A 13204-nucleotide genomic window follows, 5' to 3' on the forward strand; every position below is an offset into this window, starting at 1 on the left:
CGGCTGAGTGATGTCAACGTACCGCGCGGCTGGGTCAGCGCGCCGCCGCCGCACGCAGGCGGACATCCGCGCGGCGCTCGGCGGCGGCGTCGCCCTCCGCCTTCGCGCGCTCCAGCTCCCGCTCCGTGCGCTGGACATCGATCTCGTCCGACAGCTCGGCGATCTCGGCCAGCAGGGACAGCTTGTTGTCCGCGAACGAGATGAAACCGCCGTGCACCGCGGCGACGACCGTTCCACCATCACTCGTACGGATGGTCACCGGGCCCGACTCCAGCACACCGAGCAGCGGCTGGTGACCGGGCATGACGCCGATGTCGCCGGACGTGGTGCGCGCGACGACCAGGGTGGCCTCGCCGGACCAGACCTGGCGGTCGGCGGCGACCAGCTCGACGTGCAGCTCAGCAGCCAAGGGTGGCTCCTCGGGTCACCACCCGGCGGTTCTGCCGGGTGTTGGGGTCAATTCTAGTGGGCGTGGAGAGAGGGGCTGGACACACCCCGACGGGTGCGCCCGCGCCCCTCTCACATGAACTCAGGGAGTTCAGGAGACGCCCAGCTCCTTCGCGTTCTTCTTCAGGTCCTCGAGACCACCGCACATGAAGAACGCCTGCTCCGGGAAGTGGTCGTACTCACCGTCGATGATCGCGTTGAACGCGGCGATCGACTCGTCCAGCGGCACGTCCGACCCGTCGACGCCGGTGAACTGCTTGGCGACGTGGGTGTTCTGGGACAGGAAGCGCTCCACGCGACGGGCACGGTGGACGACGAGCTTGTCCTCCTCGCCGAGCTCGTCGATACCGAGGATCGCGATGATGTCCTGGAGGTCCTTGTACTTCTGCAGGACCGTCTTCACGCGCATGGCGGCGTTGTAGTGGTCCGCGGAGATGTAACGCGGGTCCAGGATCCGGGACGTGGAGTCCAGCGGGTCCACGGCCGGGTAGATGCCCTTCTCGGAGATCGGACGGGACAGAACCGTCGTCGCGTCGAGGTGGGCGAAGGTGGTGGCCGGGGCCGGGTCGGTCAGGTCGTCCGCGGGGACGTAGATCGCCTGCATCGAGGTGATCGAGTGACCGCGCGTCGAGGTGATGCGCTCCTGCAGGAGGCCCATCTCGTCGGCCAGGTTCGGCTGGTAACCCACCGCGGACGGCATACGGCCGAGCAGCGTGGAGACCTCGGAACCGGCCTGCGTGAAGCGGAAGATGTTGTCGATGAAGAACAGCACGTCCTGCTTCTGGACGTCACGGAAGTACTCGGCCATGGTCAGGCCGGCCAGCGCGACGCGCAGACGGGTGCCCGGGGGCTCGTCCATCTGACCGAAGACCAGCGCGGTCTTGTCGATGACGCCGGAGTCCGACATCTCCTCGATCAGGTCGTTGCCCTCACGGGTGCGCTCGCCGACACCGGCGAACACGGAGACACCGTCGTGGTTGTTGGCGACACGGTAGATCATCTCCTGGATGAGCACCGTCTTGCCGACGCCGGCGCCGCCGAACAGGCCGATCTTGCCGCCCTTGACGTACGGGGTGAGCAGGTCGATGACCTTGACGCCCGTCTCGAACATCTCGGTCTTGGACTCGAGCTCGTCGAAGTTCGGGGCCTTGCGGTGGATCGGCCAGCGCTCGCCGTCGTAGGACTCGTCGACGTTCAGCACCTCACCGAGGGTGTTGAACACCTTGCCCTTGGTGAAGTCGCCGACGGGGACGGAGATGGACGCGCCCGTGTCGGTCACCGGGGCCTGGCGGACCAGACCGTCGGTGGGCTGCATGGAGATGGTGCGGACCAGGCCGTCACCCAGGTGCTGGGCGACCTCCAGGGTCAGCGTCTTCTTCTCGCCCGCGTTCGCCGGGTCGGAGACCTCGACGTGAAGGGCGTTGTAGATGTCCGGCATCGCGTCGACGGGGAACTCCACGTCGACGACCGGGCCGATGACCCGGGCGACGCGGCCCGTAGCCGTCGCGGTCTCAACAGTGGTGGTCATTTATCGGTCACTCCCCGCGGTCGCGTCGGCCAGGGCGCTCGCGCCACCGACGATCTCGCTGATTTCCTGGGTGATGTCGGCCTGACGGGCCGCGTTGGCAAGCCGGGTGAGCGTCTCGATGAGCTCACCGGCGTTGTCGGTGGCCGACTTCATCGCGCGCCGCGTGGCGGCGTGCTTCGAAGCGGCCGACTGGAGCAGCGCGTTGTAGATCCGGCTCTCCACGTAGCGCGGCAGCAGGGCGTCGAGGACGTCCTCCGCCGAGGGCTCGAAGTCGTACAGCGGGAGGATCTCCCCCTTGGGGTGAGCCTCCTCGGCGACCTCTTCGAGACGCAGCGGAAGCAGCCGGGCGTCGAGCGCCGTCTGCGTCATCATCGAGACGAACTCGGTGAAGACGATGTGGAGTTCGTCCACACCACCCTCGGCCGTCTCCTTCTCGATGGCCTCGATCAGGGGCGCCGCGACCTTCTTGGCGTCCGCGTACGTCGGCTCGTCCGTGAAGCCCGTCCACGACTCCGCGATCTTGCGCTCACGGAAGTTGTAGTGGGCGACACCGCGCCGGCCGACGATGTACGTGTCGACCTGCTTGCCCTCGCGCTCCAGGCGCTCGGTCAGCTGCTCCGCCGTCTTGATGGCGTTGGAGTTGAAGGCGCCGGCCAGACCGCGGTCGCTCGTGAGGAGCAGGACCGCGGCACGGGTCGGGGTCTCCGCCTCCGTGGTGAGCGGGTGCTTGGTGTTCGAGCCGGTGCCGACCGCCGTGACCGCACGCGTCAGCTCGTTCGCGTACGGCGTGGAGGCCGCCACCTTGCGCTGCGCCTTGACGACGCGCGAGGCGGCGATCATCTCCATCGCCTTGGTGATCTTCTTGGTCGCGCTGACGGATCGGATGCGACGCTTGTAGACCCGGAGCTGGGCTCCCATGAGTCAGGTCCCTTCCTTACGTCACTTGGCGGCAGTGGCAGGGGTGTCCTCGCCGAGCAGCTTGCCGTCGCTCGTCTCGAACTGCTTCTTGAACTCGGCCACCGCGTCGTCGATCGCCTGGATCGTGTCGTCCGACATCTTGGCGCCCTCCTTGATGGAGGTCATCAGGCCCTGGTGCTTCCGGTGCAGGAAGTCGATCAGTTCCTTCTCGAAGCGGCGGATGTCGGCGACCGGGACGTCGTCCATACGGCCGTTGGTGCCGGCCCAGACGGAGACGACCTGGTCCTCGGTGGCCATCGGCTGGTACTGGTCCTGCTTCAGCAGCTCGACCATGCGCGAACCGCGCTCCAGCTGCGCCTTGGAGGCCGCGTCCAGGTCGGAACCGAAGGCGGCGAACGCCTCCAGCTCACGGAACTGGGCGAGGTCCACCCGGAGGCGGCCGGAGACCTGACGCATCGCCTTGTGCTGGGCGGAACCACCGACTCGGGAGACGGAGATACCGACGTTCAGCGCGGGGCGCTGACCGGCGTTGAACAGGTCCGACTCCAGGAAGCACTGGCCGTCGGTGATGGAGATGACGTTGGTCGGGATGAACGCCGAGACGTCGTTGGCCTTGGTCTCGACGATCGGCAGACCGGTCATCGAACCGGCACCCATGTCGTCGGAGAGCTTGGCGCAGCGCTCCAGCAGCCGGGAGTGCAGGTAGAAGACGTCACCCGGGTAGGCCTCACGGCCCGGCGGGCGGCGCAGCAGCAGCGACACGGCGCGGTAGGCGTCGGCCTGCTTCGACAGGTCGTCGAAGATGATCAGGACGTGCTTGCCCTCGTACATCCACTGCTGACCGATGGCCGAACCGGTGTACGGCGCCAGGTACTTGAAGCCGGCCGGGTCGGACGCCGGGGCGGCGACGATGGTCGTGTACTCCAGGGCGCCGTTCTCCTCCAGCGCGCGGCGCACGCCGGCGATGGTGGAGCCCTTCTGGCCGATGGCGACGTAGATGCAGCGGACCTGCTTCTTCGGGTCGCCGGTGCGCCAGTTGTCGCGCTGGTTGATGATCGTGTCGACGGCCAGGGCGGTCTTGCCGGTCTGGCGGTCACCGATGATCAGCTGACGCTGACCACGGCCGATCGGGGTCATCGCGTCGACGGCCTTGTAGCCGGTCTCCATCGGCTCGTGCACCGACTTGCGCTGCATGACCGTGGGGGCCTGCAGCTCCAGCGCACGGCGGCCGGACGTCTCGATCTCGCCGAGGCCGTCGATCGGGTTGCCGAGCGGGTCGACGACACGGCCGAGGTAGCCCTCGCCGACCGCCACGGAGAGGACCTCACCGGTGCGGGTGACCGGCTGACCCTCCTCGATGCCGCTGAACTCACCGAGGACGATGGCACCGATCTCGCGCTCCTCGAGGTTGAGGGCGAGGCCGAGGGTGCCGTCCTCGAACTTCAGCAGTTCGTTGGCCATGGCCGAGGGAAGACCCTCGATCTTCGCGATGCCGTCGCCGGCAAGGGTGACCGTACCGACCTCCTCGCGCGAGGCCGCGTCCGGCTTGTACGACTGGACGAAGTTCTCCAGCGCGTCCCGGATCTCCTCCGGCCGGATCGTGAGCTCCGCCATCTGGGTTCCCTGCTCTCCTTGTTGGGCCCGAAGTTTCAACTTGGGGGTCTGGGGGCGACCCCCAGGAATCCTCTGCACGGCCCAACCGGGCCGTAAGTACGTACTGCTTTTCTCGAAATATCGAGTTGCTGCTAGCTCGCCATGCGGCGGGCGGCGTCGTCCAGCCGGTCCGCGAGGGAGCCGTTGATGACCTCGTCACCGACCTGCACCCGGATGCCGCCGATCACCTCGGGGTCCACGTCCAGGTTGAGGTGCATCCGGCGGCCGTAGAGCTTGGCGAGGGCGGCGCCGAGGCGCTGCTTCTGGCCGTCGCTCAGCGGCACCGCCGAGGTGACGACGGCGACCATGCGGTCCCGCCGCTCGGCGGCGAGCTTGGACAGGGACTCCAGTCCCGCTTCCAGGCTACGTCCACGCGGCGCGGTCACAAGGCGCGTCACCAGACGCTCGGTGGCCGGCTTGGCCCGTCCGCCGAGCAGCCGGTGCAGCAGCTCGGTCTTCGCCGTCGTACCGGCGGCGCGGTCGGTCAGCGCGGCGCGCAGCTCGGTGCTGGAGGAGACGATCCGGCCGAACCGGAACAGCTCGTCCTCGACGTCGTCGAGGGTGCCCGCCCGCTCCGCGGCCGTGAGGTCGGCGATGCTCGCCAGCTCCTCCAGCGCGTCCACCAGGTCGCGGGGCTGCGACCAGCGGGAGCGCGCCATCCCGGCCACCAGGTCGGCGGCGGACCCGCTGACCTGGGCACCGATCAGACGCTGGACCAGCGACGCCTTGGCCTCTGCGGGCTTCGCCGGGTCGGTGAGGACCCGGCGCAGTCCGGCCTCGCGGTCGAGCAGCGCGGTGACGGCCGCCAGCTCGTCGGCGAGCGACGCGGCGTCCACGGACGTGGAGTCCGTCAGCGCGTCGAGACGCTCGCGTGCGGCCGCCAGGGCCTCGCGGCTCGCTCCGTTCATCGCGTGGCCTCGGCCTTCTCCTCGAGCTCGTCGAGGAAGCGGTCGATCACACGGCTCTGCCGGGCGTGGTCCTCGAGGGACTCGCCGACGAGCTTGCCGGCCAGTTCGGTGGCGAGCTTGCCGACGTCCTGACGCAGCGTCTGCGCGGCGGCCTTGCGGTCGGCCTCGATCTGGGCGTGACCGGCGGCGACGATCTCCTCGCGCTGCCGCTGGCCCTCGGCCCGCATCTCGGCGATGAGCGCGGCACCCTGCTCCTGCGCCTCCTGGCGCAGGCGCGCGGCCTCGTGCCGGGCCTCGGCGAGCTGGGCCTTGTACTGCTCAAGGACGCTCTGGGCCTCGACCTTCATGGCGTCGGCCTCTTCGATGCCGCCTTCGATCGCCGCGCGACGCTCCTCCAGAACCTTGTTGATGTTCGGAAGCAGCTTCTTCCAGAAGAAGAAGAACACGATGGCGAAGGCGATGGTGCCGACGAGCAGCTCGGGCCACTCGGGAAGGAGCGGGTTCCCACCCTTCTCCGGGGCCGCCAGCTGAACCAGGTTGGCGATCACATCAGTGCCTTTCGTCGATACGTGTCGGGTACGGAGGTCTTACTTCGTACCGAACACGAACGGCATGACGATGCCGATCAGGGCGAGCGCCTCACAGAAGGCGAAACCGAGGATCTGGTTGGCGCGGATCAGACCCGCGGCCTCGGGCTGACGGGCGAGGGCCTGGGTGCCGTTACCGAAGATGATGCCGACGCCGATGCCGGGGCCGATGGCGGAGAGGCCGTAACCGACAGAACCGATGGAACCGGAGACAGCGGCGAGGGTCTCAGTGGCAGCCATGCTGAATCTTCCTTCTCTTTACGGACCGGTGGGGGTTGGCCACCGGACGACCGGGGGTGTGGTGGGGCTCAGTGGTGCTCGGCGAGAGCGCCCTGAATGTAGGAGCAGGCCAGCAGTACGAAGACGTACGCCTGGACGGCCTGGACGAAAAGCTCGAAGCAGATCATGGCCATCGTCATCACGAAGGAGACGCCGGCGGCCGGGATCATCCAGCTGTTCAGCAGGTACCAGGAGGCGACGGTGAACATCACCAGCATCAGGTGACCGGCGAACATGTTGGCGAAGAGTCGCACCGCGTGCGTGAACGGGCGGACCAGCAGGTTCGAGAAGAACTCGATGACCATGACGAGCGGGAGCACCGGACCGAGCGACTTGTCGTAGCCCGTCACGTTCTTGAAGAAGCCGACGAAGCCGTGCCGCTTGAAGGTCAGGCCGACCCAGAGGACCCAGACGATCACGGCCAGGACCATCGGGTAGGCGATGATCGAGCCCACCGGGAACTGCGCCAGCGGGACCACGGACCAGACGTTCATGATCCAGATGAAGAAGAAGAGGGAGACGATGAACGGCACCCACTTCTCGCCCTCGCGCTTGCCGAGCGTCTCGTACACGATGCCGCGGCGCACGAAGTCGTAGCCGGCCTCGCCGACCATCTGCAGCTTGCCCGGGATGACCTTGGCGTTGCCGAAGGCGGCCCAGAAGAAGCCGACGACGAGCGCGGTGGTGATGAGCGCGAGCAGCATCACCTTGTTGAAGTCGAAGCCGCCGACCGTGAAGAGCGGCTTGAACAGGAAGGAGTGCAGGCCCGGAGCCGGGAAGCCACACCCGTTGTCGGACATGATCCGACAACTCCAGTCAAAGGCGAGCTGGGTCTGGTCAGCACTCACCGCGGGCTCCTTCGGCGTGACGCATGGGTACGGCAACCTCGTTGTGTCGGCGCGGCGCAAGGCCGCGGATCGGCACCGGACTGGTGTTACGGATGTGGGGGCGGCTGGGGGGCATCGAGCCTCGCGATCGAGCAGGCGTCAGCTCAGATGCCCGCGCCCGCGATGCCGCAGTTGGCACCGGACGATAGCAGGAGATCTCACAAGCCTTTATCCCGCCCCTACCCCTCACGACGACGGCCCTGTCTTCTCGGGCTTGTCGCTCTTCGCGGAGTCGGGATCGATATAGAAGATCTTGGCCTTCATGTGCGCGCGGGCCTGCGCGGCCATCCACGCGACGGTCGTGACCACGATCCCCACGGCGAACGCCTTGCCGTTGAAGAGGGAGGTGCCTTTGAAGACGGCGACGAAGATGAAGAGGAGCAGCAGCTGGGCCATGTAGAGCATGAGGCCCATGGCCTGGAACAGCTGCGGGAGCGTTTTTGCCGTCCACTGCAGCACGTAGAGGCCGATTCCCATGAACAGGATGGCCAGCGCCGTGCCGACGGCCGCACCGAGCGCGCCCTTGCCCCCGGCGACCGCGGCGCTCACGGCGACGGCGATCGCACCCGCAGCCGCTGCGGGCACAGCGATCTGCAGTAGGTTCCGGGCGTCATTGGACGGCATGGCGGCAACTCCGCTTTCACAGGGGGCAGGGTGTCGTCATGGACGAGCGTAGTCCCGGGCTGAGTGATCGAGACCTCACACCAAGGGACCGTCGCACTGCGGTCCTTCGGCTCTATCCGGGTTCTCGTGAACCGTATCACAAACTATTTGATGAGGTCTTTACCTGGTCGGTGTGCTTGCTGTCACACATGAGAGTGACAGTGCGCGTCTGTGCATTAACCCAGCCCACTTGTCAGGTATTGGGGGCTTTTACTCCCCCACGAGTTGGCAATGCTCTAGTCAGATTCTTACCTGGCCGGGGTCAGCGCCGGTCAAGGAAACGCGAACGAGCGCCGATCGCGGTCGCTCCGTTGACGCCCGAGACCCCGGCGGTGACGGGAGCCCGCCCCGCGGCCTCCTGCGCCTCCTGCGGCTCCCTTGCCCCGTCGGCCTCCATCGCCACAGTCGCCTCGGCCGCACGCCGGCGCGGCCGGTAGCGCGGCGGCACGAAGGCCTGGGCCCACACCGGCACCCGCGGCCTGAAGCGCGGGAGCAGCAGCAGGACCAGACCGACCGCGCTGAGGAACACCACGCCGAGCACGATCCACATCGAGGCGGAGTTGACGGAGTACGCCAGCGCGCCAAAAGCGATCAGCGCCGACCAGAAGTACATGATCAGCACCGCCCGGCTGTGCGAATGGCCGATCTCCAGCAGCCGGTGGTGCAGGTGCCCGCGGTCCGCGGCGAACGGCGACTGGCCGCGCCAGGTGCGCCGGACGATCGCGAGGACCAGGTCCGCCGCCGGCACCGCGATGATCGTCAGCGGCAGCAGCAGCGGGATGTAGACCGGCACCGTCTGGTGCACCGCCGCCTTCTCGGAGCCCGCGTACAGGTTCAGCGCGTCCGGGTCGAGCTGGCCCGTGATCGAGATCGCGCCCGCCGCCAGCACCAGGCCGATCAGCATCGAGCCGGAGTCGCCCATGAAGATCCGCGCGGGATGCATGTTGTGCGGCAGGAAGCCCAGGCACATCCCCATCAGGATGGCGGCGAACAGCGTGGCGGGGGCGGCGGCCTCGATGCCGTACGACACCCAGACGCGGTAGGCGTACAGGAAGAACGCCCCGGCCGCGATGCACACCATGCCGGCCGCGAGGCCGTCCAGGCCGTCCACGAAGTTCACCGCGTTGATGGTGATGACGACGAGCGCCACGGTCAGCAGCGTGCCCTGCCACTGGGTCAGCGCCACGTTGCCGACGCCGGGGATGGGCAGCCACAGGATCGTCAGACCCTGTACGACCATGACACCCGCGGCGATCATCTGGCCGCCCAGCTTGATCAGCGCGTCGATCTCGAACTTGTCGTCCAGGACGCCGATCAGCCAGATCAGGGCCGCGCCGGAGAGCAGGGCGCGCGGCTCGTTCGACTTCGCGAAGACCTCGTTGAGGTTCGTCAGGTGGTCCGCGACCAGCAGGCCCGCGCACAGGCCGAAGAACATGGCGATACCGCCGAGGCGCGGAGTGGGTTCCCGGTGCACGTCACGTGCCCGGATCTCCGGCATCGCCCCGGCCACGATCGCGAACTTCCGTACCGGCCCTGTCAGCAGATACGTCACCGCGGCCGTGATGCAGAGCGTCAGCAGGTATTCACGCACAGGCTTCCCCACGGGTCTCGCTGGCCATCACAGCCCCACACCCTAGCGATGGACGTATATGGATGGGGACTTCCGGGTAGCCACGATGGTTGCACGCCCGGCTGTGGGCCATGACGCACATCGGGGTGTACGGGACAACGCCTACCCCCGTTCAGCCCGTATACGGCGGAAAGGCGCCGGTGAGAATCCGCACCTCGTCCCGCGTCGCCGCCGGTTCCGTCTCGCCGCGCAGCACCGCCGCCATCAGGGCGGCGATCCGCACCATCTCCGGCTCCCCCATGCCCTGCGTGGTCACCGCGGCGGTGCCCAGGCGCAGGCCCCGGCCGTCGCCGTGCGGCAGTGCGCAGCAGTCCAGGACGATCCCGGCGGCGGCGAGCCGGCCGCGTGCGGTGCGGCCGTCCACCCCGAGCGGGGCAGGGTCTGCGGTGATCAGATGGGTGTCCGTGCCGCCGGTGGTCACGGTGAGGCCCTCGGCGGCCAGGTGACCGGCGAGCACCCGTGCGTTCGCGACCACCTGATGGGCGTACACGGCGAAGGCCGGTGTTGCCGCCTCGCCGAACGCGACGGCCTTCGCGGCGATCGTGTGCATCTGCGCACCGCCCTGCGTGAAGGGGAACACCGCCCGGTCGACGCGCTCGGCCAGTTCGCTCCCGCACAGGATCATCCCGCCGCGCGGACCGCGCAGCACCTTGTGGGTGGTCGCGCACACGATGTCGGCGTACGGCACCGGGTTCGGCGCCGCGCCGCCCGCGACCAGCCCGATCGGGTGCGCGGCGTCGGCGATCAGATAGGCCCCGATCTCGTCGGCGACCTCACGGAAGAAGGCGTAGTCGATGTGCCGGGGGTAGGCGATCGAGCCGCACACGACCGCCTTCGGCCGGTGGTTCCGCGCCAGGTGACGCACCTGGTCGTGGTCGATGAGCCCGGTCTCCGCGTCCACCCCGTAGCCGACGAAGTCGAACCAGCGGCCGGAGAAGTTCGCGGGCGAGCCGTGGGTGAGATGGCCGCCGTAGTGCAGTCCGAGGGCGAGGACGGTGTCGCCGGGGCGCAGCAGGGCGGCGTAGGCGGCCAGGACGGCCGAGGAGCCGGAGTGGGACTGGACGTTGGCGTGTTCGGCGCCGAAGAGTTCCCGGGCCCGGTCGATGGCGGCGCGTTCGGCCACGTCGACGATCTCGCAGCCGCCGTGGTGGCGGGCGCCGGGATAGCCCTCGGCGTACTTGTTGGCGATAGGCGACCCGAGGGCGGCGAGCACGGCCGGCGAGCAGAAGTTCTCGGCGGCGATCAGCTGCAGGGTCGTGGACTGCCGGTCCAGCTCCGCGAGCAGGATCTCGGCCATCGCCGGGTCCTGCCGCAGCAGGGCGTCGGTCTCGAGGGTATGGGTGACCGACATGGCGGGCTCCCGGGCGGTCGACGGTGACGTATGACCAATGTAGGGCCCAGATGTCCCGGACGCCCGGTATTGCAATGCTTTATGCGGCGCTCACGTCCGCGCCGGTACCCCGGTCAGCGCCGTCACCACCGGATCCAGGGCCTGGTGTATCTCGTCCCCGATCGACCTGAAGAACGGAAGGGGCGCCCCGTACGGGTCGTGGACCTCGTCCGCCTCGGCCGTCGGCGCGAGGAGCCACCCGCGTAGCGCCGCCGCGGCGCGGACCAGGGCGCGGGCGCGTGCGACCACGCCGTCGTCCAGGGGCGGCAGGGTGGCCGGATCTATCGCCCGGACCAGCCGGGTGAACTCCTTCAGGGTGAAGGTGCGCAGACCCGCGGAATGGCCCATGGAGATGACCTGGGCGCGGTGGTCGCGGGTGGCGGTGAGCACGAGGTCGGCCCCGATGACGTGCTCGTCCAGCAGCTCCCGGCCGAAGAAGCCGGAGGCGTCCGCGCCGAAGTCGGCCAGCACGGTCTCCGCGTTGGCCTCCATCGGCGCGCCCTCGTGGCCCCAGGTGCCCGCGCTCTCCACGATCAGACCGCCGCCGAGCACACCGAGCCGCTCTGCGACGAAATGGCGGGTCAGCCGCTCGGTGATGGGCGAACGGCACACATTGCCGGTGCTGACGTGGAGGATGCGGAAGGTGTCGCGCGGAAAGCCGAAGGTGGTCGTCTCCTCCGCGACACGCTGCCCGATGCCTATGCCACGCCCCGCTTCAGGGGCCGTCAATTCGCCACCTCGAGGTCGGGTACGACCTTGCGCAGCTCCTCCGGCGAGATCGCGCCCTCGCGCAGCAGCACCGGCACCGGGCCGGTGACGTCCACGATGGAGGACGGCACGTTGGCCGGGGTGGGGCCGCCGTCGAGGTAGACGGAGACGGAGTCGCCGAGCATGTCCTGGGCGGCGTCGCAGTTCTCCGGCGCCGGGTGGCCGGTGAGGTTGGCGGAGGACACGGCCATGGGGCCGACCTCGGTGAGCAGCTCGATGGCGACCGGGTGCAGGGGCATGCGGATGGCCACCGTGCCACGGGTGTCGCCGAGGTCCCACTGCAGGGACGGCTGGTGCTTGGCGACGAGCGTCAGGGCACCCGGCCAGAACGCGTCGACCAGCTCCCAGGCCAGCTCGGAGAAGTCCGTGACGAGGCCGTGCAAGGTGTTCGGGGAGCCGATGAGGACGGGAGTGGGCATGGTGCGGCCCCGGCCCTTGGCGGCGAGCAGGTCGGCGACGGCCTCCGAGGAGAACGCGTCGGCGCCGATGCCGTACACCGTGTCGGTCGGCAGCACCACCAGCTCGCCCCGGCGGACGGCGGACGCGGCCTCGCGCAGACCCGTCGCGCGGTCGGTCGCGTCGTTGGTGTCGTATCGCCGTGCCATCGTTAGCGGGCCTCCTCGTACACGTACTTCGGGAAATGAGTCTGCGGGGTCACGGAAGCGCCTTGCGGGCGGTCGCGAACCGGGGGCGGTTGTTGAGGTCGGGGTGGTCGGCCGCGTCGGCCCAGCCCCGCTCCTCGGTGAAGATCCACGGCACCTGGCCGCCCTGGGTGTCGGCGTGCTCGATCACGACGACCCCGCCGGGGCGCAGCAGCCGGTGCGCGGTGCGCTCGATGCCCCGGATCAGGTCGAGGCCGTCCTCGCCGGAGAACAGGGCCATCTCGGGGTCGTAGTCACGGGCCTCGGGAGCCACGTACTCCCACTCCGTGAGCGGGATGTACGGCGGGTTGGAGATGACCAGGTCGACCTGGCCGTCGAGGTCGGGGAAGGCCGTCAGGGCGTCGCCCTGGCGCAGGTCGACCCTGGATCCCGCCACGTTCTTCCGCGTCCACACCAGGGCGTCCTCGGACAGCTCCACGGCGTGCACGCGCGAGCGCGGGACCTCCTGGGCGAGGGCGAGGGCGATGGCGCCGGAGCCGGTGCACAGGTCGACGATGCACGGCTCGACGACGTCCATGGCGCGCACGGCGTCTATGGCCCAGCCGACCACGGACTCGGTCTCCGGCCGGGGCACGAAGACACCCGGCCCGACCTGCAGCTCCAGATACCGGAAGTAGGCCCGCCCGGTGATGTGCTGCAGCGGCTCGCGCTGTTCGCGCCGGGCGATGACCTCCCAGTACCGGGCGTCGAAGTCGGAATCCTTCACGGAGTGCAGTTGGCTGCGCTTCACGCCGTGCACGAACGCGGCGAGCTCCTCCGCGTCGGTGCGCGGCGAGGGCACGCCGGCGTCGGCCAGCCGCTGGGTGGCCTGGGCCACCTCCGCGAGCAGCAGGTTCACGCGAGTCCTCCGTGTCGTACTCGTACTAGCGCTCGTACGTGCGTAC

14 protein-coding genes are annotated in these 13204 nt (G+C 68.9%); all 14 read right to left on the minus strand.

The window, feature by feature from the left end:
- Positions 1-34: 34 nt before the first annotated feature.
- The 14 genes from FB563_RS07420 to prmC all read right to left on the minus strand — a co-directional run bounded on the left by FB563_RS07420 (position 35) and on the right by prmC (position 13158).
- Entirely contained in the window at positions 35-409 is a 375-nt protein-coding gene (locus FB563_RS07420; protein WP_031171909.1) for a F0F1 ATP synthase subunit epsilon, read from the minus strand.
- A gap of 129 nt (positions 410-538) precedes the next feature.
- Positions 539-1975: a F0F1 ATP synthase subunit beta gene (atpD, locus tag FB563_RS07425; protein ID WP_055704206.1), complete on the minus strand. Its 1437-nt coding sequence runs from the start codon at positions 1973-1975 to the stop codon at positions 539-541.
- Positions 1976-2893, minus strand: a complete 918-nt coding sequence (locus tag FB563_RS07430; protein ID WP_055704207.1) for a F0F1 ATP synthase subunit gamma — start codon at positions 2891-2893, stop codon at positions 1976-1978.
- Between the two features lie 21 nt (positions 2894-2914).
- Positions 2915-4507 carry a F0F1 ATP synthase subunit alpha gene (gene atpA, locus FB563_RS07435; RefSeq protein ID WP_055704208.1) on the minus strand — a complete coding sequence of 531 codons (1593 nt, stop codon included), beginning with the start codon at positions 4505-4507 and terminating at the stop codon, positions 2915-2917.
- Positions 4508-4638: 131 nt separating this feature from the next.
- Positions 4639-5454 carry a F0F1 ATP synthase subunit delta gene (locus tag FB563_RS07440; protein WP_055704209.1) on the minus strand — a complete coding sequence of 272 codons (816 nt, stop codon included), beginning with the start codon at positions 5452-5454 and terminating at the stop codon, positions 4639-4641.
- Positions 5451-6002, minus strand: a complete 552-nt coding sequence (locus FB563_RS07445) for a F0F1 ATP synthase subunit B (RefSeq protein ID WP_055704210.1) — start codon at positions 6000-6002, stop codon at positions 5451-5453. Before FB563_RS07445 ends, FB563_RS07440 begins: the two co-directional genes overlap by 4 nt.
- A 39-nt stretch (positions 6003-6041) precedes the next feature.
- Complete coding sequence (locus FB563_RS07450) at positions 6042-6281, minus strand: ATP synthase subunit c family protein (RefSeq protein ID WP_053670587.1); 240 nt, start codon at positions 6279-6281, stop codon at positions 6042-6044.
- A 68-nt stretch (positions 6282-6349) separates the two neighbouring features.
- Positions 6350-7168, minus strand: a complete 819-nt coding sequence (gene atpB / locus FB563_RS07455; protein ID WP_483030217.1) for a FoF1 ATP synthase subunit A — start codon at positions 7166-7168, stop codon at positions 6350-6352.
- Between the two features lie 225 nt (positions 7169-7393).
- A complete protein-coding gene (locus FB563_RS07460) occupies positions 7394-7831 on the minus strand; it encodes a Cg1360 family ATP-synthase-associated protein (protein ID WP_055704212.1) in 438 nt (145 codons plus the stop codon).
- Between the two features lie 301 nt (positions 7832-8132).
- Entirely contained in the window at positions 8133-9461 is a 1329-nt protein-coding gene (locus tag FB563_RS07465) for an MraY family glycosyltransferase (protein WP_055704213.1), read from the minus strand.
- Between the two features lie 151 nt (positions 9462-9612).
- A complete protein-coding gene (locus FB563_RS07470; protein ID WP_055704214.1) occupies positions 9613-10851 on the minus strand; it encodes a serine hydroxymethyltransferase in 1239 nt (412 codons plus the stop codon).
- A 90-nt stretch (positions 10852-10941) separates the two neighbouring features.
- Entirely contained in the window at positions 10942-11619 is a 678-nt protein-coding gene (locus FB563_RS07475) for an arsenate reductase/protein-tyrosine-phosphatase family protein (protein ID WP_055704215.1), read from the minus strand.
- Positions 11616-12263, minus strand: coding sequence for an L-threonylcarbamoyladenylate synthase (locus FB563_RS07480; RefSeq protein ID WP_055704216.1), 648 nt, complete (start codon positions 12261-12263; stop codon positions 11616-11618). Before FB563_RS07480 ends, FB563_RS07475 begins: the two co-directional genes overlap by 4 nt.
- 49 nt (positions 12264-12312) lie before the next feature.
- Positions 12313-13158 (minus strand): peptide chain release factor N(5)-glutamine methyltransferase, encoded by an 846-nt coding sequence (prmC, locus tag FB563_RS07485; RefSeq protein ID WP_055704217.1) that lies wholly within the window; start codon positions 13156-13158, stop codon positions 12313-12315.
- Between the last annotated feature and the right edge of the window lie 46 nt (positions 13159-13204).

Origin of the sequence: Streptomyces puniciscabiei, from assembly GCF_006715785.1 — a bacterium.
In the GTDB taxonomy this organism is placed as follows: domain Bacteria; phylum Actinomycetota; class Actinomycetes; order Streptomycetales; family Streptomycetaceae; genus Streptomyces; species Streptomyces puniciscabiei.

Coding starts and splice junctions, on each gene's coding strand:
- FB563_RS07440 (WP_055704209.1), bottom strand. CDS start 5,454: ATGAACGGAGCGAGCCGCGAGGCCCTGGCGGCCGCACGCGAGCGTCTC.
- FB563_RS07470 (WP_055704214.1), bottom strand. CDS start 10,851: ATGTCGGTCACCCATACCCTCGAGACCGACGCCCTGCTGCGGCAGGAC.
- FB563_RS07460 (WP_055704212.1), bottom strand. CDS start 7,831: ATGCCGTCCAATGACGCCCGGAACCTACTGCAGATCGCTGTGCCCGCA.
- FB563_RS07480 (WP_055704216.1), bottom strand. CDS start 12,263: ATGGCACGGCGATACGACACCAACGACGCGACCGACCGCGCGACGGGT.
- FB563_RS07450 (WP_053670587.1), bottom strand. CDS start 6,281: ATGGCTGCCACTGAGACCCTCGCCGCTGTCTCCGGTTCCATCGGTTCT.
- atpA (WP_055704208.1), bottom strand. CDS start 4,507: ATGGCGGAGCTCACGATCCGGCCGGAGGAGATCCGGGACGCGCTGGAG.
- atpD (WP_055704206.1), bottom strand. CDS start 1,975: ATGACCACCACTGTTGAGACCGCGACGGCTACGGGCCGCGTCGCCCGG.
- FB563_RS07430 (WP_055704207.1), bottom strand. CDS start 2,893: ATGGGAGCCCAGCTCCGGGTCTACAAGCGTCGCATCCGATCCGTCAGC.